This is a genomic window from Luteibacter flocculans (assembly GCF_023612255.1).
GTDB lineage: Bacteria > Pseudomonadota > Gammaproteobacteria > Xanthomonadales > Rhodanobacteraceae > Luteibacter > Luteibacter flocculans.
On the sequence record NZ_CP063231.1, the window covers coordinates 2,322,057 to 2,347,684 of the forward strand.

Sequence of the window (25,628 nt, forward strand, 5' to 3'; positions counted from 1 at the left end):
GCGCGACGGCGCACGCGTGCGATCACGTACCGCTTTGTCCACCCGCGCGGGCTTCGGCCTTTGCCAGTTGCCCCCCCGTGCACTTCAGATACTGCGACGAACCCAGCCAGCGCTTGTCGGGGTAATAGGAAAAGACCATCTGCCCACCTTTGAGGGCGTCGATCAACTTGTGCGCCACGGCCGTGCGCACCGCCGGGCACCCCCAGCTTCGGCCGATACGCCCAGCGACACGCGCCATGGCCTCGCTGACGTACGCGGCTCCGTGGATGACGATGGCACGAGCCATCGCCTGGTCGTTGACGCCCGGCTCCAATCCGGTCATGCGCAGGGAGTAGCCGTTCTTGCCCGTGTAGGTGTCCGACGTGCGAAAGAGGCCAAGACTGGACGCCAGGCTGTCCGGCGCATTGGAGAAGCGGGTGGCCGTGGCGTCACCGCTGTTCTTGCCGTGGGCCACCAGCTCCTGGAACAGCAGCTTGCGGTTCACCGTGTCGAACACCCAGAGGCGGGGTTCCGAAGACGGCTTCGAATAATCGATCACCGCCAGTCGTTCGGCAGGCGCGCCGCCCTGTACCTGTGCGCACTCCGCGGCGCGTACCGCCAGCCCAATGACCTTGGGATCGGCAGACGGCGCCAGCCGCGCCAATGCGTCGCCGAGGGTATCGGCGGCATGAGCGGCGGAGGGAAAAAGAGCGAGGGCGCCAACAACAGAAACGCAGGCGAGAAGCGGACGAAGCGATCGAATCATGCAATCAGCCGGACAACGGACGACGGAGCATCCTAACGTGCTGATCATTTATTGACCACATTATCGTCACACCCTCGCCCTTTGGATTCGTGAAAAGATGCGTCCATTGGCTACCCAGACAAGGAATCGATAGATCATGCCTATGGAAAACCGCCTGCGGGCTCTTGTTGCCGCCGTCGGCTGGGCAGTTGCCCAAGCAACCCTGGCCCAGACGGCCATCCCTGACAGCGATGCCTCGGCCGCCTCGCCGCCGCCCATTGTGGCGAGCGAACCGGCCGTCCCTGCCAGCGCCGCCGTGCCCCCATCCACCGACGATCCGGTAGCCCAGGCCATCTACGGTCGGCTGCAACAGATGGCTCCGCTGGATGGCGGGCCGATCGCCCGCCAGGACGCCGCCCTCGGAAAGGCCATTGCCGACTTCTACGCCCAGCGCCGTTACCTGTCGGCGTGGTCGGACGAGACGAATGTGCGGCAACTGCTCGCCGGACTGGCATCGGTAGAAAACGATGGGCTGTTGCCCGAGGACTACCACCTCTCCGAACTGCGGGCAGCAGCAGATGGACTGCAGCGCCCCGACACCACGCCGGCGCAGCGCGCCGAGTTCGACGTAGCCGCCACGGCGTCCTACATCACCGCCCTGGTGCAGCTCGTGCGAGGCAAGGTCGACCCGGTGCGGCTCGACCCCACCTGGAATTTCGACCCCACGGCGATCGACCCACAACAAGGCATGGCCATGCTGCAGACGTCGATCGAGGAGCGCAGCGTCGATCAGGCGTTCGCCATGGCGCGACCGCAGAACCCGCTTTACGCCAAGCTGCGCGACGCGCTGGCGCAACTGCGCGCCACCGCCGCAGCGGGCGGCTGGCCTTCCGTTCCCGACGGTCCTACCTTGAAGGCGGGGATGAAGGACGCCCGGGTAGAGGCGCTTCGTGCGCGCCTCGTCGCAGGCGGCTATCTCGATCCGACGCTGGCGCATGGCGAGCTGTACGACAGCCCGCTGGCCGACGCGGTGAAACGCTTCCAGGTCGATCAGTATCTGGATGCCGACGGCAACGTCGGCGCCGGCACACTCGCGGCGCTCAACGTGCCTGTGCAGGCCCGCATCGGGCAGGTACGCGTCAACCTCGAACGGGCGCGTTGGCTGCTGCGTTCCCTGCAGGGCACCTTTGTCGTCGTCGACGTCGCGGGCTACAAGATCAGCTACTACCGCGATGGAAAACGCGTGTGGCAATCCCGTGTGCAGGTCGGCAAGCCTTATCGCAGCACACCGATCTTTCGCTCGCAGATCACCTACGTCACCTTCAATCCCACCTGGACGGTACCGCCGACCATCCTCAAGAACGACGTGCTGCCCAAGATCCGCAAGAATCGCGGCTATCTCGCCGACAACCGTATTCGCGTGCTGGACAGCAGCGGCAACACCTTATCGCCGGCAAGCGTCGACTGGTCCAATCCTCGTGGCATCACGCTGCGGCAGGACGCCGGCCCGGGTAACTCGCTGGGTCAGGTGGTCATTCGCTTCCCCAATCCGTTCTCGGTCTACCTGCACGACACGCCCCATAGGGATCTGTTCGAAAAAGCCAAGCGCGACACGAGTTCCGGCTGCATCCGCGTCGAACATCCCCTCGAACTCGTGGAGCTGCTGTTCAACGACGCACAGAAGTGGAATCGTCAGGCGATCGACCAGCGGATCGATGCCAAGACGACACAGAACGTGACGCTGCCCACGGCGGTACCTGTGCTCATCGCTTACTGGACGGTGGACATCGGCGACGACGGCAAGCTCGCGTACAAGCCCGACGTCTACGATCGCGACGGCGCCTTGCTGGCGGCCCTCGACAAACCTCAGCCCCTGCGCGTGCCCTGACAAGGCGAACCGCCGACCGCAACGGTCGGCGGTGACCGGCTTCGGCGCGAAGGTCGTCCGGGCATAACTCCCGTACCTTTCCAGGAGTCGCCCGATGATTCACACCTCACTTCGCCCATCTCATTCACCCGTCGGCACCGGACACCGCCGTCCGCCTTCCCTGCCGATGAGCCCGCGCTTCGGCAAGTTCATTCGGCCACCCGTGGCACAGGCAAGAGGCCAGCGAAAGCTGACCCCGGCCGAGCAGACCGAGCGAAAAACCATCACCGACGCCATGAAGCGGCTGTGCGAGCGGTTGTACGATGCCCTGATGCCTGCGCGTGACGGCAAGCGGCTCAAGCGCGCGGACGAGATCGCAAAGGCGCTGGACAACGTCCTCGTCCACAACATCGAGAGCAAAAGGCCGGGGCCGGTGACGCCCCATGCACCGTTCAAGCCGTTCAGGGCGCGCGCCTGACGCTGCGATCGGATCGCCTCCCCTCATTTCGCACATGCCGCCCCGATGTCGCGACGTTCGAGCCATCGTTTGTCGCGACACGTCTCCCCTTCGCTCGTGCTTCACGGACGGCGAACCACGCTGAGCGCGAGCGGTCCGCGGGCTGCGCGGCGAGCGGATAGGTCTGGAGGCGCCCATGGCAAACAAAGACAAGAATCAAAGCTTCTTCACCCGCATGGCGATGGCGGTCGCCAAGGCGGCCGGCAAACCGGCCACGTTTGCCGTTGCCGTCGGCATCGTGATCGTCTGGGCCGCGAGCGGGCCCGCATTCGGATTCGGCGACACCTGGCAACTGGTGATCAACACGGGCACCACGATCGTCACCTTCCTCATGGTGTTTCTGATCCAGAACACGCAGAACCGCGACACCGAGGCCATGCAAATCAAGCTCGATGAGCTGATCAACGCGCTCCAGGGCGCCAACGATGCCCTGCTGGACCTGGAAGAGCTGGACGAAAAGACCCTCGACGCCATCCGCGCGCACTACACGCGTCGCGCCGCGGCAGCTCGCAAGAAACTGGGGTGCGAAGACTCGCCCGAACGCGAGGCGGAGGGGGACTGAGCGCTCGCACCGAGACGCTTTGCCGCGCCGTTCGCGCATCCCGCGGACGTATACTTCGCCAATGAACACCCCCCTCGAAGCGACCGAAACGACCCTCCACGATCAGGTACGGGACGAGGGTTTCGCCTTCGTGCATGGTGCCGAGATGCGCCGCCTGGTGGAACGGCTCACCCCGCTGTCCGATTGGGATGCTTTCGCCGCCAGTTGGAATGCGCTGGAACCCGATACCTATCTCGCCGCCACGGGCCGGTCCCGGCGTCGACGCTACGCCACGTTTGCCGCCACCGCCTTTGGTCCCGTCGAGCAGCGGCCGCATCAGGCGCACTTCCAGACACTCGCATACAACACGCTCCAGGGCGACATCGAACGCTGGTTTGAGCCCGTGCTGCCCGAGATCGCGCAAAGCCCGACCCTACGTGCCGTACTCGACTTCTGCCGCGACTTCTTTGGCGCTCTTTCGCCGGACGTCCACCAGTGGCACATCGAGGTGCATCAGTTCCGCATCGAGGCCACGGCCGGTGCGCCCGGCGAGCCCACCCCCGAAGGCAGCCACCGCGATGGTGTCGACTACGTGCTGGTACTGCTCGTGGACCGGGAGAACATCGCCAGCGGCACCACCACGATCCACGACCCGGACGGCCGCGCCCTCGGCGAGTTCACCCTGTCCCAGCCGCTCGATGCCGCCCTCATTCACGACCCGAGGGTCTTCCACGGCGTTACCCCGGTGACGCCGTTGGACGCGGGCAAGGCGTCGCATCGCGATGTTCTCGTAGTCACTTTCCGCGGCACGGACAGCGCAGACCACTGATGGCCCGCCTGCGGCCATCGCCGTGCGAAACGAGGGCATCTGTCCCTGTTTCTCACGGCGAAGACGGGCATGGCGTGGCACAATGGCCGTTCCACTGGTCCAAGTATCGCGATGAACTCGTCCGGCAAATACGACTTCAAACAGTTCCAGGAGGAGCTTGCTGCCCTGGACCGCAAGGCCGCCAAGGACGAGCCCGCCGTGCCCCAGGCTGCTCCCACGCCAGCGCCAGTACCGGCGCCCCCACCCGCACCGCCGAAGCGCCGCGGTCGCCCGCCCAAGGTCGATCCATTGGCCGCGGCCCGTGCCGAGTTCGAGGCGCTGCGGCTGCGCCATGGGCTGACCGTGGCCGATGTGGTGGCCTGGTTCCCCAAGGAGGAAGGCATCGCCTATCTCCAGGCCCTGATTGCGGCAAGCGAACCCAAGCCGCGTCGCCGACGCAAGACAGCCGAACCAGGGGACGACGGCTCCGCCAGCTGATACCTGCCGGGCCGGATGGCACCTGGCACCGGTCTGCTATCTAATGCGCATGGCCAAGCCCACCGCTACCTCCATCGGTGCCGTACTCGCCGCGTTTGCCCTCAAGGAATGCCGCAAGGCGGATCGGTCGCTGGCCGATGCGACGCAACGGCACCGGGGCGTCCATGAGGCGCGCAAATCCCTTCGCCGGCTGAAGAGTCTCCTGCGTCTCGGCGAGGCGCCTTTCAAAGCAGAATTGCCTGCGATCGAAGCGGTGTTGACCCGGCTTGCCGAGAGCCTGTCACCGCTGCGCGACGCCTACGTCGCTACGACCATGGCGCGAAAACTCGCTGGCGCAGCGCCGTCACCGTCGTGGGCTCGCGCCATCGATCTGCTGGAACGTCGCTGCGAGGGTCGCCTTGCAGACGTGCTGAACGACGATCCCCGATTCCTCGCTCGCCGCCGGCAGCTTCGGGAGCTCGCCACCAAGGTCGAAGCACTACCGTGGAACCGGGTCGACGAGCGCGTGGTGGAACAGGCATTGGCTCGTTCGGAGCGACGCGTCGCCAAGGCGCAGAAACGGGCATCGGCCAAGCCCTCCCCGGAGAACACCCATCGCTGGCGCCGCCGTGTGCGCCGATTGCGCATGCAACTGGAACTGCGGCACAAGGCATCCAAGGCGCTCGGGACGCAGGGAGGGCGCGACGCCCACCTGCATAAAGCCACGCACCGCGCCCTATCGAAGCTTTCCGATACGCTCGGGGCGACCCAGGACCTGCGCGAACTTCGCAAGACCTTGCGAGCCCTGGGCGAAGCGGACACCGTCGCGCCCCTGATCGAAGAAATCGACAAGGAACGACGGAAGCCGCGCGACACCGTTTGAGAGACGGCGCGATGAACGTCCAGGCGTCATCGCCCGGTCGAGGAACGGCCTTGAGAGGTGGCGCATCCCTGCACGGCGCGAAGGCGCGTAATCGGCAAGCCGGATCGTATCGCCGTTGCTCCGTCGTACGGCCAAATGACCGTCGTTGTCATTGAGGACAGCCAGCGGACAATTCCCGCAAGCTCTCGGCTGATGCATCGCGTCAAACGCCAGGGATGCCCAGCAGCGCAAAACACATCCCATGTCCTGACATACCCGCCGCAGCGCATCACGGCTCGTTAAACACGCTTCACGGCGGCCGTCACACTTCGCGACAAGGCAGATAGACAACGTTGTCATTTCAGTACTAAACCGGGTCCGCTTTCGCAGTAGGTGGTACCGCACGGACGCGACCAGGGGAACGGAGGGCACGGCACGACCGCGGCTTTCGCGAGCCCCTTCCTTTCACTTCGATCCGGAGGCGCTCCATGTTCATGAAGTCACTCGCCATGCCGTCCCGCGTGTGGGCCGGCAGCTGTACCGGCACGCTAGGCGTGGCCATCGCACTCGCCCTTTCCTCCGCCGTGCCACTTCGCGCTGCGCACGCGACCACCGCCTGCGCGGCCGCCTGGAGTGCGGGCACCGTCTACACCGGCGGCAACGTCGCCAGCGAGAATGGCGTGAACTATCTCGCCAACTGGTGGACGCAGGGCGACGATCCCGCGACCCATAACGGCGGAAGCGGCTCCGGCCAGCCCTGGACCTCGCAAGGCGCGTGCAGCGGCGGCAGTACCCCGCCGGACAACCCGCCACCCGACAACCCGCCGCCGAACAATCCGCCACCGGCCGCTGGCGATCTGCTCTTCAGTCCGTACAAGGACATCACCATCAATCTCGACTGGAATACGAACATCATGTCGACGATGGTGACCGGCACGCGCTTGCCCGTCGTGGGCAGTGGCAGCCTCGTCTCCACGCAGGTACCCAACCTTGGTGCGATCACCTTGGCATTCGCGTCCGGCGAATGCGGCAGCGAGAACTGGGGTGGTGTGCCCGCGTCCGCTTTTGCGAGCGCCAACATCCAGCGCCTCAACAGCGCCGGGATCAACTACGTCGTGTCCACGGGCGGCCAGGCCGGCGTATTCACCTGCGGCAGCGCCACCGGCATGGCCAAGTTTCTTTCCACCTATATGACGCCGCACATGGTCGGCGTGGACTTCGACATCGAGAGCGGGCAGACGCCGGCACAGCTCAACGCGCTGGTCAGCAACGCGGTCTATGCCGAGAGTCTGTATCCGAACCTGCGCTTCTCCTTCACGCTCGCCACGCTCGCGGCGTCAGACGGAAGCTACGGCGGCGTCAACGCCACCGGCGATGCCGTCGTTCGCGCGGTCAAGGCATCGGGGCTGAAGAACTACACCATCAATCTCATGACCATGGACTACGGTGCGGCGGGTCCCGGCATCTGCGTGGTGAAGAACGGTAGCTGCGACATGGGCCAGTCGGCGATCCAGGCCGTAACGAACCTGCAGCACACCTACGGCATTCCGCTCAGCAAGATCGAAATCACGCCGATGATCGGCCTCAATGACGTCGCGAGCGAAACCTTCACCGTCAGCGACGTGGACACCGTGGTCAATTACGCCGCGACCAACAAGCTGGCGGGCTTGCACTTCTGGTCGCTCGACCGTGACACGCCCTGCTCCGGCGGGTTTGCGTCGCCCACGTGCAACTCCGTGCCGAGCACGAGCGTGCTGCAATACACCAAGCGTTTCCTGAGCGACCTGGGGCGGTGATGCCCCGGCGTATCGCGGGGGCCATCGCCTCCGCGATACGCGTTGGTCCGGCTTCGCTGCCGGAGTGCGGTAACGCGTGCGGTTCGTGCGAAACTAAGGCCCTTCCGCACACCTTCGATGCCGATGATTCCTCCCTTCCCGCGCTGGGTCTGGAGCTGGGCTGCCGCCCTGCCCTTCGCCGCAGGCGCCACGAATGCCATCGCACTGCTTGCCTTGCACCACGGCGGAGTCACCCACCTCACCGGCATATCTACCGAAGGTGCCATCGGCATCGGCACCGGCAACGTCGCCTTGCTGCTGCATGCCGCGGCGATCATCTGCTTCTTCACGCTCGGCTGCATGGCAAGTGCGTGGACGATCCGCTCGGCGCGCTGGGCGCGCGGGCGTGCCTGCGTTGCGATGCTGACGATGGAAGGCGTACTGCTTGTCGTGGCGGCCCACGTGCTCGACGGATGGCCCACGGTCGGCACGTGCCTCTGCGCGCTGGCGATCGGACTGCAGAATGGTGCCAGTTCACTGGTCACCGGCGCGGTATTGCGCACCTCGCACGTGACCGGCATGTTCACCGATCTGGGTATAGCCCTCGGTCAGCGCCTGCGTGGCGCCACCTATGACGGCCGACGGGCTCGCCTCTGCGTCGTCGTCATCGGCACGTTCATTGCCGGAGGCATCGCCGGTGCCGCGCTCGCCGATGCCTGGACGAGTCGCGCGCTGTGGCTTCCTGCCGCGGTGGTCTTCGCCATGGCTTTCACGACAGGCCGGCGTCTGGACCCGCTTGCGCCAGCGTCGATCTAGGCGGGTATGCCGCTCAGGTCGAAGTCCGTACGCCGCGCAATCGCCGCATCGGCCACCGGTATGGCAAACCGCGGCTCCGCGTCTTTCATGAAGGCAAACTCCAAACGCGGCGCGTTGAAGAACGCCACGCGCAGCAGGTAGCTTCCGGCCAGCCACCCGAGCATCCGCGTATCGAGCCGGCCACCGACTTCGATGCCGTTGGCCACCGGCAACAGGAATGGCACCTCGATGACCCGTACCGCCCGCGGCGGCAAAGGCGGCTCGCCACGGACTCGATAGATCCGTATGTCATGGGGGCCATCGTCTTCCAATGTACGGAACGACACGGCTCCCGGTCGCCAGGCGAACCCCTGCCCGAGCTGCCGTTCGTTCCAGACCACGTACGGCGAAGGAATCGCCGCCCAACATACGGTCACCTCGCGTCCCGTGAGGCGGACGTCCTTGAGTATCTTTTCCACCGGCCCTTCATCTCCATGGGAACCCGGGGCGATCATACGCGGGCCAATGTGGCGCTCCGACCGCACTTTCGGCGTAAACCGGATGAAACGGACGATCCCCCGCCGCCGGGCCGGACAGGTCACGAAGGAACGGACTCCGGATTGCCGGTCCGACCGTGAAGGTCGCCGCCGTCGCGAGGCAAGAGGCCGGACGGGACGAAGCGACGATCCCCGTCAGGGCGCGAAGATGAGGAATACGAAATAGGCAAAGACCAGCAGGTGCACCGCGCCCTGCAGCAGATGCGTGCGCGGGCTGGTGAACGTCATGATGGACAGCACCAGGGTCAGCAGGAAGAGCACCAGGTCGGAACCGCCGATGCCCAGCGTCACCGGATGATCGGTCACCCAACTGATGATGAGGACGGCGGGAATCGTCAGGCCGATCGTGGAGAGTACCGAACCGAGCAGCACGTTAACGGCACGCTGCAACTCGTTGCGGTTGGCCGCCCGGATGGCCCCCATGCCCTCCGGCATCGCCATCAGCACGGCCATCGCCAGTCCGCCCAGCAGCGCTGGCGCGCCCAACGTTTCCACCACGTAATCGACCGGCACCGCGAGCTTGTCGACGAGGAACACCACGGGAATCAGGTACGCCACGAGAAAACACGCTGCCACGCGGGGTCCATGGCCTGCGGTGCGCTCCGGCAAATCATCGTGTGATGCCGTCTTCCCCGAAATGAAGTAGCCGCGCAGCCCGCGAGTCTGCAGCACCAGAAAGACGGCGTAGAGAAGCAACGCTGAAACGGCAAGAAACCACTGGTGCGACACGCGCAGGGTCGCGTCGACGGCATCTTGATCGAAAGTGGGGAGCACCATGCCGAGTACGCCCAACGGAATGATGAGACCGAGGTACGCGTTCGCGCCTTGCAGGTTGTAGCTCTGCTCGCGATGCCTGAGGCCACCCAGCAGGAGCGCCACGCCAACCATGCCGTTCAACACGATCATGGCCACCGAGAACAAGGTGTCGCGTGCCAGCGTCGGGTTGTTCGCCCCGTGCAGCATCACGGCGGCGATGCTCATGATCTCGATGGACGTCACGGCGAGCGTGAGGACCAGCGTGCCGCGTGGCTCGCCCAGGTGATGCGCCAGATGCTCGGCATGACGCACCACCGAGACCGCGGACCCCAGAATCACGAGGAACAGCCATGCGAAAACGATCGCGAGCCAGAGTATGGACGGCGCCGCGGGCAGCAGGCTCTCAGGCGCCAGCATGAAGATCACGCAGGTGCCAAGACTGACGACCAGAAAGCGCTCCTCGCGCAACATCTGGCGCCAACGCCGGGAAGGTCGCTTGCGTGGCGTGTCGATCGAAACGGGTGGTGTCTCCACGTCTGTCTCCACGATCCCGGTGTGGACCGGTCGATCCTAGCATTGAGCACACGGCCGGCGGGGTACGAACCGCCCCATCGCAGCAAGACGCTGCAAGTCAGGTGGGTTACCTGCCCTGCGACAATCGTCCACGCGCCAAAACGACGCGGGCGCATGCGCGGTTGACGGCACACCCTAGACTGCGAAACCAGACGGAGATTCCCATGAACGTATCCGAGACAGCCCTCCTGCTGGCGCGTTGGCAATTTGCCTTCACCGTGTCCTTTCACATCATCTTTCCCGCCATCAGCATCGGCCTGGCGAGCTACCTCGCCGTCCTCGAAGGCCTGTGGCTGAAGACGGGAAAGATCGTCTACAAGGAACTGTTCTTCTTCTGGTCCAAGGTCTTCGCGGTCGGCTTCGCCATGGGCGTGGTTTCCGGCGTGGTCATGAGCTACCAGTTCGGCACGAACTGGTCGGGTTTCTCCACGGTGGCGGGCGCCGTGACAGGCCCGTTGCTGACCTTCGAGGTACTCACGGCGTTCTTTCTGGAAGCCGGCTTCCTCGGCATCATGCTGTTCGGTTGGACCAAGGTGGGACCGAGAGCGCATTTCTTTGCCACGTTGATGGTCGCGACCGGCACGCTTATCTCGACGTTCTGGATCTTGTCGTCGAACAGTTGGATGCACACGCCGCAGGGCTATGCGCTCGTCGACGGGCGTATCGTTCCCGAAGACTGGATGAAGATCATCTTCAATCCGTCATTTCCCTATCGCCTCGTGCACATGGCCCTGGCGGCCTTCATCGTCACAGCGACCCTGGTCGGCGCCTGCGCTGCCTGGCATCTGCTGCGGGGGCGCAAGGATGCGGGCATTCGCAAATCGTTCTCCATGGCCTTGTGGATGCTGCTGGTCGTGGTGCCGGTCCAGATCGCCGTAGGCGACGCGCACGGCATCAACACGCGTGAATACCAGCCGGCAAAGATCGCCGCGATCGAAGGCCTGTGGGAAACGGAACAAGGCGGCACGTCGCTGAACCTCGTCGGATGGCCCGACATGGCGGCGGAAACCACACGTTATGCGGTGAAAGTGCCGCATCTCGGCAGCCTGATCCTGACCCATAGCTGGAACGGCGAGGTGCGCGGACTGAAGTCCTTCGCACCCGAGGACCGCCCGAATTCCACCATCGTGTTCTGGAGCTTCCGCATCATGGTGGGCATGGGCCTGCTCATGCTGCTGCTCGCGCTTTCCGCATTGGCGCTGCGTCGCCACGATCGGCTCTATAGCGCGCGCTGGTTGCAACGTTTCGCGCTGGTCATGGGGCCGTCCGGGCTCATCGCGCTCCTTGCCGGCTGGATCACCACCGAGGCGGGGCGCCAGCCGTGGGTCGTCTATGGCGTGCTGCGCACGCGCGATGCCGTGTCCGCGCTCACGGAGCAACAGGTCGGTACCTCGCTCATGATCTTCGTGATGGTGTACTTCCTCGTCTTCGGCACCGGCATTTACTACATGCTGAAGCTCATGGCGAAGGGCCCCGACCTGCCTCGCGACGAAGCCGATGCCGAGGCGCCAGATACGGGGCGCGGCAAGGAACGGTTCGACCATCGTCCGCTTTCGCGGCCCACCGATCCCATCGACGAGTGATCCGCCATGCATATCGACCTGCCAATCATCTGGGCGGCCATCATCGGCTTCGGCGTCTTCCTCTACGTGATGCTGGACGGCTTCGACCTCGGCATCGGCCTGATCTTTCCCTTCTTCGATCGCGAGGGCGAACGTCAGGTCATGCTCAACACGGTGGCACCCGTGTGGGATGGCAACGAGACCTGGATGGTGCTCGGCGGCGCCTCGCTGTACGCCGTGTTTCCCGTGGCCTATGCAACGCTGCTGCCCGCGACATATCTGCCCATCATCGCCATGCTGTGCGGCCTGATCTTCCGCGGGGTGGCGTTCGAAGTGCGCGCGAAGGCACGACGCACACAGCACCTGTGGGATCTCGCGTTCATCGCGGGCTCCGGCGTCGCCACCTTTGCCCAGGGCGTCATCCTGGGTACCTTGCTGCAAGGCATTCCCATTCGTGACGGCAAGTTCGCCGGCGGCGCGTTCGACTGGTTCACGCCGTTCAACCTGTTCACCGGGCTTGGCCTGCTCGTGACCTATGCCACGCTCGGCTGCGGCTGGCTGCTGATGAAGACCGAGGGCGAGTTGCGGCGGCGCATGGGCGTGCTGATGCGTCCGCTCACCTGGGTGCTGGGCGCCACCGTGGGCATCGTCAGCGTGTGGACGATCGTCGGCCAGTCGGCTGTCGCGGCGCGCTGGTTCTCGCTGCCAAACCTTTTCTACTTTCTTCCCGTACCGGTGCTGGTGATCGCATGCCTGGTGGGCATCCTCGTGTGCCTGCGCCGCGGCTCGGATCGCGCGCCCTTCCTGCTGACGCTTGCGATCCTGTTCCTCGGTTACAGCGGCCTCATCATCAGCATCTTCCCGAACATCGTGCCGCCGTCGCTGGACATCTGGAGCGCGTCGGCGCCGCGCTCCAGCCAGTTGTTCACGCTGGTGGGGGCCGCCATCGTCATCCCCGTCATCCTGGTCTACACCGCCATGGCCTACTGGGTGTTCCGTGGGAAGGTGCGGCACGACGATCCGGGGTACCACTGATGGCCGCGCGCGCACGCTGGCGTCAGGCAGGCTGGTTCGTGCTTCTCTACCTGGGAGGCGTCGTTGCCGTGGGTCTCGTCGCCGCCTTTTTCCGCCTGCTGATACCGCGCTGACACGACCCATCGCCCGGCTGAATCACGAACCGGTGCGAACGCTCTAAAGACGTGCCTTGCCACCGTAACCGACAAGTTCGAGAAAGCCGCGGCCGCCGTCCACGCTGACTGCGCCTTCCCAATAAATGGGGCCACCGGTCGGCCGCGAGTCCAGCTCCTGGTCGTCAAACAACGGGCGCAGCGTCATGTGTCGCACACCGGCCGGCGTCTTGATCGAGACCTCGGTTTCCACGGGATACATCGCGCCCGTGCGTGGCGAGCGCCAACGTCGCCGTGCCTCGAACGTCACGTCTCCGGCCCCAAGGATCAGCAGCGACCCGTCGCCGCCACGCACGCTGCCGCCGGTCCAGACCACGCCGCCCTGCGCATCGCGCACGCGGAACACCGTTATCGCGCTGCCATCGTCCATATTGAGCCCCGCCCAGTCCCAGCCGACCGCCCGCGTATTGAGCAGGCTCGATGACCATTCGCGATCCAGCCATGCCTCGCCGCGCACCGTTTCTGCGTGGCCGTTGCGTGTCAGTCGGCCTGTGACGGCGAGGTGCGGAATGCTGAAATACGCACTCGCCTCTTCCGGCCCCTTGCGGCTGTAGCCCCGATCCCCCTGCAACAACGGCGCCTGCGTCGGCGACATGTGCAGGTCGAGCGTGAACGCGTCCGAGCCTGCATGCGCGGCGAACGCGCCATCCTTGTCGCGCACGAGACGCCAGTCGTCGATGGTGACGTCGGTATCGCCGATCGCCGCCTCGGCCAGGCCGAATCCTTCGCGCGCCATCCGCTGCCCGTGTTGGAGGTGACCGACCGCAGGGTCGCCCAGCGCGACGTGCGCCACGATCAACTGCCGCGGCGCGAAGCGACTTGGATTGCCGTCGTCAAACGGAAGGCGCGAGCGAAAGAAGGTGACCTGGAAGCCGACCGGTCCCGTGGTGGTCTGCAACCAGCCGGTCACGTACCACCATTCCGTCTTGTAATCCGGATGGGCGCCATGATCGCGAGGCAGCACGACCGGATCGTGCGGTGAAACGGCCGGGTACGTCACGCGGTCGTCGGCGAAGCCGGCGGCCGCCATCGTAAGCAACCAGGGCAACGCGAGTGCAGCCAGCTTGCGCATCACCAATCCTCCCTCACCGCCTGCACCGCATTGGCGGAGAACGCGCTACGCCCGACAATCAGCGCCGTGCCCGACGTGGCGACGACGAGCCCGGCCACCGCCGAACAAAGCAGTGTCCAGGGCAGCATCGTGTCCATCGTCCAGTGAAACGACTGGGGATTCACCACGTGGATCAGCACCTGGCTCATGGCCGCACCAAGCGCCACACCGGCAATGCCACCCACGAGTCCGAGCAATGCACCCTCCGTGACCAGCATGAGGGCGAGTTCGCGGCGTGTGGCCCCGACGTGCCGGAGCATGCCGAACTCGCGAATGCGCGACAGTACCTGCGCCCCAATGGTCGCCGCCACGCCGGCAAGACCCACCGCTATGGCAATGGCTTCGAGCAGATAGGTAATAAGGAAGCTGCGATCGAACGTCTTGAGCGCCTGACGACGAATGTCCTGCGGCCGGCTCACCGTAGCGCTCGCATACGCCGGTCCCGCCGCAGCTCGCAGCCGCGAGATCACGTCGGTGGCTTGCGCCCCAGGCGCGAGCACGACGGCCACGCCGGTGCGCGCGCCATCCCCTGTAAGCCGCGTATACGCGGCATCGTCGATGACGATGGCACCGTGCTGGCGCGCGTAATCGCGCCATATGCCCGCCACTGTCACCAGCGGCGCACCCGGCAACGGCAAGGTCAATCGTTGGCCTGGCCGCCAGCCGTAGATGCGCGACGCTGGCTCCGAGACCCATACGGGAATCTGCCCTTCGGGTACCGCAGCCTGTCTATCCATCAGCGCCAGATGCTTCTCCGTCCCGGCCATCACCCGCGCGCGCAGCACCACGGGCGGGTGTTGCTTGTCGAACTGCAACGGCGTTTCCTTCAGTACGTCGAACGATGCCACGCCCGGTACGCGGCGCATGCGGGCCTGCGCGTCGGCGTCGAATCCACCCGTCGGACCGTTCTCCGCCGACACGTAGATGTCGGCTCGCAGCACATCGTCCAGCCAATGGTCGACCGATCCGCGAAAACTCGTGACCATGATGGCCATCGCCACGGTCAACGCCGTGGACGCCACGATGCCCGACAATGCCACGGAGGCCTGCGATGGCGCTCCCCAGAGCCGCTCGGTCGCCAGGCGAAACGGCAGATTACGGAACGGCGCAAGACGCAGTGGCGCCACGAGCGCGCGGGCGAGCGATGGCATGAGCATCACGCCGCCGGCCAGGAGAAGCGCCATCGCCACATAGCCGAACACCGCGATGCCACCCACCGCCGGCAGGAAGGACACGAGCAGCGCGGCGCCCAACAGGGCCAGGGCGGGCCATGAACGTTGGCGTCGCCGCGGATCGCCCATGTCTCCCGCCTGCTTGATCGCGACACCCGGTGCGAGTCGCGCGGCGGCCGACGCGGGAACGATGCTACCCAGCACTGCCGCGGCGACCCCCAATGCAGCGAAGCTCGCCGCAGCCCACGGCGCGAAGACCAGCGTCGGCGCATCGCCCATGAAATAGCCGCCTCCCAGATCGCCGCCCAACAGCTTCAACGCCAGCGCGGCGAGCGCGATGCCCAGTCCGATGCCCGCCGCCGCGCCGAGGGAGCCCAGCACGAGCGCCTCGGTGAGCACCTGGGCCAGTACCTTGCGGCGTTCCATGCCCAACACGCGAAGCAGCGCGAACTGCGCATGACGACGCGCGACGGAGAGCGACTGGGCGGAATAAACGAGGAACCCGCCCGTCAACAACGCAATGAGGGCGAGCATGTCCAGGTTCACGCGATAGGCGGCCGACAGGCCCTCGTTACGACTCCGATCGCTTGCCGCATCGGCCACCATCGCATCGGCCGGCAGCAACGCTTCGATCGATCGGCGCGCCTCGGCGGCGTTCGTGCCGGGCAATAGATGGATGTCCAATCGATGCAGACGCCCGAGCGATCCGAATCGCCATTGTGCGGCGGCAATGTCGACGAGCACGGAGGCACGTCCGTCCGTCGAGGGGATCTCACCTGCGATACGTACAGACCACGTGTGTCCATTCGCGTCGAGCCGCAGGCGATCGCCCACCCTGCGTCCGGTTGCCGACAGCACTGCGGAGGAAACGCGGACGGCACGCCCTACGAGAAAATCGCCAAACGCGTCGGCGCCGGCGCCGTTATCCGCGTCCTGGACGGGTGCAGCGCCCAGCCAGCGAAAGATGTCCACGCCGTCGATCGAGACCGGTGTCTTGCCTTCGGCGACGCCGGCCAGCGCGACCACCGGCGACACGCGCATACCGGGCAAGCGCGCAATGCGTGGGTAGAGGTTTTCGTCGAATCCGAATGCATTCGCCGAGCGCACGGTGAGGTCCGCGCTGCCGTTGGCTGCGTGCATCGCCTTGTCGAACTCACCGAGTGCAGAGGCGTTCACGAGATGCACCGCAAAACCGAGTGCAACGCCGAGTGCGATTGCCAATACCGCCGTGAAGAACCGCCCGGGATACGCGCGCCACTCGCTTGCGATGAGCCAGCGGCGCACCACGGGAAGTACCTGCCACTCAGCCACGTTGAACCAGCCCGGTCGGCGTAAGCACGAGTTCGCGATCGGCCGCTGCGGCGGCGACGCGCGAGTGGGTCACAAGCACGACGGCGGCACCCGTGTCGCGCACGCGCTCGACAAACAAGGCCAGCGTACGAGCCGCCGTGTCCGGATCGAGGTTGCCCGTGGGCTCGTCGGCCAGGATCAGCCCCGGCCCATGCACGAGCGCACGTGCCACGGCCACCCGTTGCAGCTCGCCACCGGACAGTTCGCGAGGATAGGCATCGCCGCGTCCTCCCAGGCCGACCGAGGCCAGCATCGTCTCCGCTGCATGCAACGCCTCCTGCGGATCCCGCCCTTGCAGAGCGAGTGGAAGCGCGACGTTATGGGCGAGGTCCAAGTGCGGTAGGACGTGGAACGCCTGGAAGACAAAACCAATATGGTCGCGCCGCAATCGCGTGCGACCGTCGTCATCGAGGCTGGCGATGTTTGTGCCGTCTATCGACACCATGCCGGCATCTGGCGAATCGAGCCCCGCGATGAGATTCAACAGCGTGGACTTGCCAGCGCCGGACTCACCCGTCACCGCAACGAACTCGCCTGCCGCGAGCGCAAGATCGATCCCCTCGAAGAGCGTCCTTCCGCCAGGCACTGCCTTGACCAGGCCAGCGACGTTCAACATCAGGGTGACTCCATGGTAAACGGAGCGCGCAGTCTAACTCGCAGTCTGGTGGGCGCCATGCTGGCGAGGTGAAGCTCCGCTATGCAAATTACGCCCAGCTATGCGCAAGCACGTGTTCTGCACCGCATTGCGTCAACGCCCCCGCCCTCCTGTGGGAGCCGCCATGGCGGCAAGGAATTTGCCGGTGGCAGCCAGCCTGCTGGCGATGGGAGCTTACCTCGCTGCTACACCGCTTCGTTGGCCTTTCGCCAGCAGGCTGGCTCCCACCTTGCTGTGTTGGCTCGTCGCCGTCATGGCGGCTCGCACAGGCAGAGGCACAGGCTTGCCGTCGCGTTCACGCAATTAAACGCGGCCGGAATGAGCGACTTCACCTTGGTGAAGACACCGTCAATTGAACGGGATCCCGCGCCAGCTCGTGGCACCATCGCGCCTTTCGATGCGAGACGGCTGCCATGGCGGACCACATTCCCATCCACGATACCGGCCCCATGCCTATGATTTACGAAGGGCTCGATAAGGAGGCAGGCAGCATTTTCTTTGCGGCGGTATCCACCACGCGGATGCCGATGATCGTGACGGACCCCAAGCAGGCCGACAATCCGATCGTCTTTGCGAACCCCGCATTTCTGCGCATGACCGGCTACACATACGACGAGTTGCTTGGGCGGAACTGTCGTCTTCTGCAAGGTCCGGCAACCGACCAGGCAACCATTGCCGCGGTGCGCGATGCGGTGGCCGCCGAGCGCGAGATCGCCACGGAAATTCTGAACTACAGGAAGGACGGTTCCACGTTCTGGAACGCGCTGTTCGTGTCGCCTGTGTATGACAGGAACGGCAACGTCATCTATTTCTTCGCCTCGCAGTTGGACATCAGCCGTCGCCGCGACGCGGAAGAAGCCCTGCGTCAGGCGCAGAAGATGGAGGCTCTTGGGCAACTGACCGGCGGTGTGGCGCACGACTTCAACAATCTCCTGCAGATCATGATGGGCTACGTCGAGGTCATCGAAGCCGGTCTCAGCCGGCCACAGATCGACACCGCGCGGCTGCTGGGTCTCGCGGGCCGCACCCGCGGCGCCATCCAACGCGCTTCCAAGCTCACGTCGCAGCTCCTGGCCTTCTCACGCAAGCAAAGCTTGCAGGGCCGCGTGCTCAATCCGAACGACGTCATTCGCAATCTCCACGAGATGCTCGTACGCGCACTGGGGGCGGACGTTCGCCTCGATCTGCGCCTGGCGGCAGAGGTGCGCAACGCGCGTCTCGATCCGACCCAGATCGAAGTGGCGCTGCTCAACATCGCTTTGAACGCGCGCGATGCCATGGTGGGTTCGCCGGAAAAGACGCTCATCGTGCGCACGCGCAACGCGGCAACCGACGAAATTGCCAGCCAGGGCGATCTGGCGGGCCGCGGCGGCGACTTCATTGCCATCGACGTCGTCGACACCGGCAGCGGCATGCCGCCGGAAGTCCTCGCCCACGTGCTGAACCCCTTTTTCACCACCAAGGAGGAAGGCAAGGGCACCGGGCTGGGCTTGTCGATGGTCTACGGCTTCGTCCGCCAATCGGGCGGCACCGTCGCTATCCAGTCGGCGCTGCAACAAGGCACCACGGTGACGCTCTACTTCCCGGTCACCGAGGCTCCTGCCGACCAGGACGCCGGACAGAGCCAACGCGCCGGCCACACAACGGGGCGACGCGGGCATGAGCGGGTCCTGGTGGTGGACGATCGAGCGGATCTCGCGGACATCGCCAAGACCATGCTGGAAAGTCATGGCTACGACGTGGTGGCGCTCAGCGATGCCCAGGAAGCCCTGGCGGTGCTCGAACGGGACGGCAACTTCGCCCTGCTCTTCAGCGATGTGGTGATGCCAGGGAACCTGAATGGTGTCGCGTTGGCCCGCCTGGCGCAGGCCCTCCGGCCCGATCTCAAGGTCTTGCTGACCACCGGTTACGCGGAGTCGTCCATCGAACGGACCGACGCGCGCGGCACGGCCTACGACGTCATCGACAAGCCGTATGCCATGGTGGACCTGCTGCGCAAGGTTCGGATCGTGCTCGAAGGCCCGAACGGCATCAGTTGAGTCCTCGGCCGCGCAGGTGCATCCGATTCGCCCTGGCGAACGTATACACCTGCAAGACCGGCAAAGGACTCCCCATGAAGCAGACTGCGACGCCCTCTCCTGCTACCGGCCGCTCCAGCCGGTATGGTCTGGGGAGGCTGCGCCTGTGGTTCGACGGGGGCGCCGACGTTGCCGTGGGCGACGAGCGACGGATCGACTGGCTGCGCGCGGTACCGTTCATCGCCATGCATGTGGCCTGCCTGGCGGTGATCTGGGTGGGAGTGTCCACCGTCGCGGTCGTCGTGGCGTGCCTGCTCTACGCCGTACGCATGTTCGCGATCACCGGCTTTTACCATCGCTACTTCTCGCACCGCGCATTCCGCACGTCGCGTGCGGTGCAGTTCGTGTTTGCCGTGATCGGTGCCGCTTGCGTCCAGCGCGGCCCGTTATGGTGGGCAGCCCACCATCGGCACCACCATATTCACGCCGACACGCCGCTCGACCCGCATTCGCCCTCCGTGCGGGGCTTCCTTTGGAGCCACGTCGGCTGGTTCCTGACGCCGGCGGCCTTTCGGACGGATCTGGACCGCGTGCCCGACCTGCGAACGTTTCCGGAACTGCGCTGGCTCGATCGCTACGACGTCGTCGTACCCCTGATCCTGGCCGTTGTCCTGTATGCGCTGGGCGCAGGCCTGCATCGCTACGTGCCTTCGTGGCACACCGACGGTCCGCAGATGCTCGTCTGGGGCTTCTTCATTTCCACCATCGTGCTGTTCCACGCCACCGTCACCATCAACTCGCTGGCCCACCGCTTCGGTCGGCGGCGCTTCCCGACCCGCGACGACAGCCGCAACAATCTGTGGCTTGCGCTCATCACCTTCGGCGAAGGCTGGCATAACAACCACCATTTCTATCCCGGCTCGGCACGGCAAGGTTTTCGCTGGTGGGAGATCGACCTGACCTGGTACGGCCTGAAGGCCATGGAAGCGTTGGGTCTGGTCTGGGAACTCAAGCGCGTACCCGCGTGGATACACGCCAAGGCGAGGTACTGATCATGCGTGTCGCCGTCATCGGCTCCGGTATCGCGGGTCTGGCTACTGCCTGGATGCTCCGCAACGAACACGAGGTCACGCTGTTCGAGGCGAACGACTATCTCGGCGGCCATACCCATACGCACGACATCGCGCTCGATGGGCAGTCCTATCGGGTGGACACGGGCTTCATCGTGCACAATCGCGCCCACTATCCGCTGCTGCACGGGCTGTTCGACGAACTGGGCGTCGCCTCGCGGCCCACGACGATGAGCTTTTCGGTGCGCCACGCCGGCACGGGCCTCGAGTACAACGCCGCCACGCTCGATACGCTGTTCTGTCAACGTCGCAATCTGGTCTCGCCGCGCTTTCTTGGCATGGTGCGCGATCTTCTGCGGTTCTACCGCGAGGCGCCCGCGCTTCTCGACCTCACCTCGCCTGGCCCCAGCCTCGGCGATTATCTTGCCGAGCACCGTTACGGCGAAGCCTTCCGCGATGAGCACCTGGTGCCGATGGCGTCGGCGTTGTGGTCGTCACCGGCCCACGCCATCCTCCACTTTCCCGCGCGGTACCTCGTCCAGTTCATGGCCAATCACCAGATGTTGCAGGTGGAGAAGCGCCCGCAATGGCTGGTGGTGGACGGTGGCTCCTCGACTTACATACAGGCCATGCGACGCCAATGGCAGATCGACGAGCGGTTGTCCTGCCCCGTCTGGGCCGTGACCCGGCATCCGCAGCATGTCGTCATCACCTCGCTGCATGGTCAGGAAAGCTTCGACCACGTGGTGCTGGCCTGCCACAGCGACCAGGCACTCGGGCTGCTCGCTGATCCGTCGGACCAGGAGCGCGAGATCCTGGGCGCCATTCCCTACCAGACCAACGATGTCGTGCTGCACACCGACGCCCGCGTCCTGCCGCGTCAACGCAAGGCCTGGGCGGCGTGGAACGCGCGGATTCCTGCGGGACCCAGCGAGGCATGCACGGTCAGCTACTGCATGAACATCCTCCAGGGCATCGCCTCGCCGCGCCCCTTCATCGTGAGCCTCAACCTCGCGGCGTCCATCGATCCGTTGCATATCCTCCGTCGCATGTCGTATGCGCACCCGGTCTACACCGCCGACAGCGTCGCGGCGCAGGCGCGAAAGCACGAAATCCAGGGACAGCGGCGTACCTGGTTCGCCGGTGCGTACTGGGGATGGGGCTTCCATGAAGATGGCATGCGCAGCGCGGTCGAGGTCGCCTCCGCACTGTCGGGTCAAAACACGACCACGACACAAGGCACGTCGCGCCGTGGAGTGAGCGCATGAGCTTCGCCAGCGCCATTTACGAGGGCCGCGTGGTGCATCGTCGCCACACGCCGACCCAGCACGCCTTCAGCTACCGCATGGCACAGATCTACCTCGATCTCGACGAAGTAGACGACGTGTTCCGTTCACGCTGGTTCTGGTCGGTGAATCGGCCGAACCTCGCGGAGTGGCGGCGTTCCGATTTCATGGCACCACACGACCGGCCCCTGGCCGAGGTCGTTCGCCAGAAGGTAGAAGCTCAGACAGGGAAACGTCCGCAAGGACCGGTGCGGATGCTCGGACATCTCCGCTACGGCGGCTACGTGTTCAATCCGGTCACCTTTTATTACTGCTACGCCGCGGACGGCGAAACGCTCGAAGCGATTGTCGCGGAGATCACCAATACGCCCTGGCGCGAACGTCACGCCTACGTGCTGCCGGTGGATCGCGCCGACGCCCACGGGCGCGCCATGAGCTGGGCCTTCGACAAGCGTTTCCATGTCTCGCCGTTCATGGCCATGGCACGTCGCTACGACTGGCGCTTCACCGCCCCAGCCGACGATCTCCGCGTGCACATGAAAGTGCACGACGCCGACACCTGCGAGTTCGACGCCACCCTGGCACTTCAGCGCCAGCCGCTGACCGGACCCGCCCTCGCCCGGCTGTTGTGGCGCTACCCGCTCATGACGATGCAGGTCATCGGCGCGATCCACTGGCAGGCACTGCGCCTGTGGAGCAAGCGTACGCCCGTCCACGATCACCCACCCGAAGCCGCTTCCCTCCCCGAGGCGCGCGCACCAGGAACTGCGCCGTGAACGAACTCACCAGGACTCCCTCCCTACCCTTGCGCACGCCTGCGGCTCCCGCGCTGGACCGCTGGCTCCGCAACCGCCTGATCGACCGACTGGGCGGACTTCGTCATGGCAGCCTGCTGCTGCGCGATGCATTCGGAGAACGCGAGCTGGGCGACGCCGAACCCGCGTCGCCGCGTATCGAGCTGGTGGTTTCCGATCTCCGTTTCTACCGCTCGCTCGCCACTCATGGCAGTGTCGGTGCCGCGGATGCCTATATCGAAGGCCACTGGCACTGCAACGACATCGTCGGGCTCGTGCGCCTGCTGGTACGCAACCGCGACCTGCTCGATGCCATGGAGAGCGGCGCTGCCCGCCTTGGCGGCGCGGCCATGCGCCTGTGGCATGCCTTCCGCGAGAACACACGATCCGGTAGCCGCCGCAACATCGCCGCGCATTACGACCTGGGCAACCCGTTCTTCGCGTTGTTCCTCTCGCGCGATCTCATGTATTCGTCCGCTCTCTGGTGCGACGAGACGGACAGCCTCGACCAGGCATCCACCCGCAAGCTGGACGTGATCTGCGCCAAGCTCGACCTGAAGCCCGGCATGCGCGTCATGGAGATCGGCACGGGCTGGGGCGGCTTTGCGATCCACGCCGCACGCCACTACGGTTGCCACGTCACCACCACCACGATCTCCAAGGAACAACACCAGCTGGCAACCCAGCGCGTTGCCGAGGCGGGGTTGCAGGATCGCATCGAACTTCTGCTGCGCGACTACCGGGACCTCGACGGCACCTACGATCGCGTGGTGTCCATCGAGATGATCGAGGCCATCGGCGCTCGCTACATGGAGACCTATTTCGCGAAGATCGGTGCGCTGCTGTCCGCCGACGGCGTGGCGCTGGTGCAGGCCATCACCATCGAAGACCACCGCTACGCACAGGCCCTTGCCTCGGTAGATTTCATCAAGCGCCACGTCTTCCCGGGAAGCTTCATTCCGTCCATCGCCGCCATGCTGACAGCGAAAACGCGTGCCAGCGATCTCGCGCTCGTGCATCTGGAGGACTTCGGACTCTCCTACGCCCATACGCTGCATGCGTGGCGCGAGCGCTTTCTTGCACGCCTCGACGACGTGCGCCGGCAAGGCTTCGACGAACGCTTCATGCGCCTGTGGGACTTCTATCTCGCGTACTGCGAAGGCGGCTTCCTCGAACGCTCCATCGGCGTATCGCACCTCCTGCTCGCCAAGCCGGGCGCTCGGCCCGCGCTCGGGCGTTGGACGGCCAACGCCGAAGGACAGCCGGTATGACCGTGAACGTGCGGAGGCACCCATGAACCATGTGCTGCAACTAGGCATCCTCGCGTGCGTCATGCTCGCGCTGATGACCGCAGGTTGGGTCTGGCAGCGCCGGCACCGGAACGCCGGCATCGTGGACGTGCTCTGGGCGGCCGGCCTGGGCATGTCGGCGCTGTGGATGGCAGCGACGGGCTCGGGAGGATGGCTGCCTCGTCTGCTCGTGGCGATCCTTGGTGCGGCTTGGTCGGTGCGCCTCGCGTTGCACCTTTGGCAGCGTGTGCGCGATGAAGAAGAAGATGGTCGCTATCGCTACCTTCGTTCGCACTGGAAGGGGCATCAAGGGAAGTTCCTCGCCTTCTTCCTGGCCCAGGCCGCACTCGTCTTGCTTTTCTCTCTTCCGTTCATGGCAGTGGCGGCAAACCCCACCCAGACGCTCAACGGCTGGGCCGTGCTCGGCGTGATCGTCTGGGTGGGGAGCGTCGCGGGGGAAGCCATCGCGGATCGCCAACTGGCGCGCTATCGCAGGCAGCCCGAGAGCCGGACGCGGACATATCGCGGCGGCCTGTGGCATTACTCCCGCCACCCGAACTACTTCTTCGAGTGGCTGCACTGGTTCAGCTACGTGGCACTGGCCGTCGGGTCGCCACTGGCGTGGCTCGCCTGGCTCGGCCCTGTGGTGATGTTGGGCTTCCTCCGCTGGCTGAGCGGCATTCCGTTTACGGAAGCGCAGGCGCTGCGCTCGCGCGGCGAAGACTACCGCGACTATCAGCGCAGCACGCCCATGCTGTTCCCCTGGTTTCCCAAACCCGTTAAGGACTCCCATGAACACGACGCTCGCTGACGAAAGCGCGTTGGCGCCGGATCGCGCTGCGCCGGGCGTGTTGGGGCTCGCCGAGCGCGGCCTGCTGCCCGACGCCCTCATCCGCGCCGGCATCCGCCGGTTGTGCGAGCAGCGGCTCGCCGAATGCAATCTTGGTGATGCGGAGGCCCGGCAATACCGCCACCGCATGCTCATCGAGCAACTGCGAAGCGCACCCGTAGCGGTGCATACGGACGCCGCGAACGCGCAGCACTACGAAGTGCCTACCGCGTTCTTCCAGCAATGCCTCGGTCCGCGTCTCAAGTATTCCGCGTGCTATTTCACCGATGCTTCTGCCACGCTGGAACAGGCCGAGAACACGATGCTCGAACTGTATGCGCAGCGCGCGGGGCTCGCGGACGGACAGGACATCCTCGAACTCGGCTGCGGGTGGGGCTCGCTCTCGCTGTGGATGGCCGAGCGTTATCCGAATGCACGCATCACTGCCGTCTCCAACTCGGCGTCGCAGCGCCAACACATCGAGGCCGAATGCCTGCGCCGACGGTTGCCCAACCTGCGCGTCATCACTTGCGACATCAACACGCTCGCCCTCCCGGTCGAGGCGTTCGACCGCTGCGTCTCGGTGGAGATGTTCGAGCATGTACGCAATCACCGCGCGCTCATGGCGCGCATCGCCTCCTGGCTGCGTCCTGGTGGCGCCTTGTTCGTCCATATCTTCGCCCACCGCCAAGCGGCCTATCTCTTCGATACCGAGGGCACGGACAACTGGATGGGCAGGCACTTCTTCACCGGCGGCATGATGCCGGCCACGGACACGCTGCTGTGGTTCCAGGAGCACCTGCGCATCGAGGATCAATGGCTCGTGGATGGCACGCATTACCAACGCACGGCCAATGCCTGGCTGCGCAATCAGGACGAACGACGCGACGAGGTGATGACCACCCTGACCGGCGCATACGGGTCGGCGGAACTCGCGCGACTCTGGTTTCAGCGCTGGCGCATCTTCTGGATGTCGTGCGCCGAATTGTTCGGCTACGCCCATGGGCAGGAATGGCTCGTAGCTCACTACCGCTTTGTACGAAGCGATTGATG

At 65.3% G+C, this 25,628-nt stretch carries 23 protein-coding genes; 17 read left to right on the top strand and 6 right to left on the bottom strand.

Annotation, left to right across the window (positions count from 1 at the left end; genetic code table 11):
- Positions 1-22: 22 nt before the first annotated feature.
- Positions 23-745, bottom strand: a complete 723-nt coding sequence (locus tag IM816_RS09810; RefSeq protein WP_250337926.1) for a murein L,D-transpeptidase catalytic domain family protein — start codon at positions 743-745, stop codon at positions 23-25.
- A gap of 136 nt (positions 746-881) precedes the next feature.
- Here IM816_RS09810 and IM816_RS09815 point away from each other — a divergent pair, with 136 nt between their 5' ends.
- The 8 genes from IM816_RS09815 (at position 882) to IM816_RS09850 (ending at position 8,387) form a co-directional block, all read left to right on the top strand.
- Positions 882-2,612 carry a L,D-transpeptidase family protein gene (locus tag IM816_RS09815; protein ID WP_250337927.1) on the top strand — a complete coding sequence of 577 codons (1,731 nt, stop codon included), beginning with the start codon at positions 882-884 and terminating at the stop codon, positions 2,610-2,612.
- A 94-nt stretch (positions 2,613-2,706) separates the two neighbouring features.
- Positions 2,707-3,069, top strand: coding sequence for a hypothetical protein (locus tag IM816_RS09820; protein ID WP_250337928.1), 363 nt, complete (start codon positions 2,707-2,709; stop codon positions 3,067-3,069).
- Between the two features lie 175 nt (positions 3,070-3,244).
- Entirely contained in the window at positions 3,245-3,670 is a 426-nt protein-coding gene (locus IM816_RS09825) for a low affinity iron permease family protein (RefSeq protein ID WP_345779945.1), read from the top strand.
- Between the two features lie 61 nt (positions 3,671-3,731).
- Positions 3,732-4,478, top strand: coding sequence for a 2OG-Fe dioxygenase family protein (locus IM816_RS09830; RefSeq protein ID WP_250337929.1), 747 nt, complete (start codon positions 3,732-3,734; stop codon positions 4,476-4,478).
- 111 nt (positions 4,479-4,589) lie between these two features.
- Positions 4,590-4,955: a 2-hydroxyacyl-CoA dehydratase gene (locus tag IM816_RS09835; protein ID WP_250337930.1), complete on the top strand. Its 366-nt coding sequence runs from the start codon at positions 4,590-4,592 to the stop codon at positions 4,953-4,955.
- A gap of 49 nt (positions 4,956-5,004) precedes the next feature.
- Complete coding sequence (locus IM816_RS09840) at positions 5,005-5,817, top strand: CHAD domain-containing protein (protein ID WP_250337931.1); 813 nt, start codon at positions 5,005-5,007, stop codon at positions 5,815-5,817.
- 467 nt (positions 5,818-6,284) lie between these two features.
- Positions 6,285-7,592, top strand: coding sequence for a carbohydrate-binding protein (locus tag IM816_RS09845; RefSeq protein WP_250337932.1), 1,308 nt, complete (start codon positions 6,285-6,287; stop codon positions 7,590-7,592).
- Positions 7,593-7,715: 123 nt separating this feature from the next.
- Entirely contained in the window at positions 7,716-8,387 is a 672-nt protein-coding gene (locus IM816_RS09850) for a YoaK family protein (protein WP_250337933.1), read from the top strand.
- On the opposite strand, the gene comJ is transcribed toward IM816_RS09850, so the two are convergent.
- Complete coding sequence (gene comJ / locus IM816_RS09855) at positions 8,384-8,845, bottom strand: competence protein ComJ (RefSeq protein WP_250337934.1); 462 nt, start codon at positions 8,843-8,845, stop codon at positions 8,384-8,386. The genes IM816_RS09850 and comJ overlap by 4 nt on opposite strands.
- A gap of 213 nt (positions 8,846-9,058) precedes the next feature.
- Positions 9,059-10,213 carry a calcium:cation antiporter gene (locus IM816_RS09860; RefSeq protein WP_250337935.1) on the bottom strand — a complete coding sequence of 385 codons (1,155 nt, stop codon included), beginning with the start codon at positions 10,211-10,213 and terminating at the stop codon, positions 9,059-9,061.
- A gap of 203 nt (positions 10,214-10,416) precedes the next feature.
- On the opposite strand from IM816_RS09860, the gene IM816_RS09865 reads away from it, so the two are divergent.
- The gene (locus IM816_RS09865; protein WP_250337936.1) at positions 10,417-11,835 is read left to right on the top strand and encodes a cytochrome ubiquinol oxidase subunit I; all 1,419 of its coding nucleotides are present in this window, start codon (positions 10,417-10,419) and stop codon (positions 11,833-11,835) included.
- Positions 11,836-11,841: 6 nt separating this feature from the next.
- Positions 11,842-12,849 (top strand): cytochrome d ubiquinol oxidase subunit II, encoded by a 1,008-nt coding sequence (gene cydB / locus IM816_RS09870; RefSeq protein ID WP_250337937.1) that lies wholly within the window; start codon positions 11,842-11,844, stop codon positions 12,847-12,849.
- A gap of 156 nt (positions 12,850-13,005) precedes the next feature.
- Here the strand turns inward: cydB and IM816_RS09875 are convergent, their stop codons facing one another.
- The 3 genes from IM816_RS09875 to IM816_RS09885 are packed head-to-tail and all read right to left on the bottom strand — an operon-like array spanning position 13,006 to position 17,250.
- The gene (locus IM816_RS09875) at positions 13,006-14,073 is read right to left on the bottom strand and encodes a lipocalin-like domain-containing protein (protein ID WP_250337938.1); all 1,068 of its coding nucleotides are present in this window, start codon (positions 14,071-14,073) and stop codon (positions 13,006-13,008) included.
- Positions 14,073-16,595 carry an FtsX-like permease family protein gene (locus IM816_RS09880; RefSeq protein ID WP_250337939.1) on the bottom strand — a complete coding sequence of 841 codons (2,523 nt, stop codon included), beginning with the start codon at positions 16,593-16,595 and terminating at the stop codon, positions 14,073-14,075. Before IM816_RS09880 ends, IM816_RS09875 begins: the two co-directional genes overlap by 1 nt.
- On the bottom strand, positions 16,588-17,250 hold the full coding sequence (locus IM816_RS09885) for an ABC transporter ATP-binding protein (RefSeq protein ID WP_250337940.1): 663 nt from the start codon (positions 17,248-17,250) through the stop codon (positions 16,588-16,590). The genes IM816_RS09880 and IM816_RS09885 overlap by 8 nt, the downstream gene beginning before the upstream one ends.
- 488 nt (positions 17,251-17,738) lie before the next feature.
- On the opposite strand from IM816_RS09885, the gene IM816_RS09890 reads away from it, so the two are divergent.
- The 7 genes from IM816_RS09890 to IM816_RS09920 all read left to right on the top strand — a co-directional run bounded on the left by IM816_RS09890 (position 17,739) and on the right by IM816_RS09920 (position 25,626).
- Positions 17,739-19,328 carry a histidine kinase famiy protein gene (locus IM816_RS09890; RefSeq protein WP_256470152.1) on the top strand — a complete coding sequence of 530 codons (1,590 nt, stop codon included), beginning with the start codon at positions 17,739-17,741 and terminating at the stop codon, positions 19,326-19,328.
- Positions 19,329-19,465: 137 nt separating this feature from the next.
- Positions 19,466-20,359, top strand: coding sequence for an acyl-CoA desaturase (locus IM816_RS09895; RefSeq protein ID WP_250340735.1), 894 nt, complete (start codon positions 19,466-19,468; stop codon positions 20,357-20,359).
- A gap of 2 nt (positions 20,360-20,361) precedes the next feature.
- The gene (locus tag IM816_RS09900) at positions 20,362-21,645 is read left to right on the top strand and encodes an NAD(P)/FAD-dependent oxidoreductase (RefSeq protein WP_250337941.1); all 1,284 of its coding nucleotides are present in this window, start codon (positions 20,362-20,364) and stop codon (positions 21,643-21,645) included.
- A complete protein-coding gene (locus IM816_RS09905) occupies positions 21,642-22,439 on the top strand; it encodes a DUF1365 domain-containing protein (protein WP_250337942.1) in 798 nt (265 codons plus the stop codon). The genes IM816_RS09900 and IM816_RS09905 overlap by 4 nt, the downstream gene beginning before the upstream one ends.
- The gene (locus tag IM816_RS09910; protein ID WP_250337943.1) at positions 22,436-23,728 is read left to right on the top strand and encodes an SAM-dependent methyltransferase; all 1,293 of its coding nucleotides are present in this window, start codon (positions 22,436-22,438) and stop codon (positions 23,726-23,728) included. Before IM816_RS09905 ends, IM816_RS09910 begins: the two co-directional genes overlap by 4 nt.
- A 22-nt stretch (positions 23,729-23,750) precedes the next feature.
- Positions 23,751-24,557: a DUF1295 domain-containing protein gene (locus IM816_RS09915; protein WP_250337944.1), complete on the top strand. Its 807-nt coding sequence runs from the start codon at positions 23,751-23,753 to the stop codon at positions 24,555-24,557.
- Positions 24,538-25,626, top strand: coding sequence for an SAM-dependent methyltransferase (locus IM816_RS09920; protein WP_250337945.1), 1,089 nt, complete (start codon positions 24,538-24,540; stop codon positions 25,624-25,626). Before IM816_RS09915 ends, IM816_RS09920 begins: the two co-directional genes overlap by 20 nt.
- The last annotated feature ends 2 nt before the right edge of the window (positions 25,627-25,628 follow it).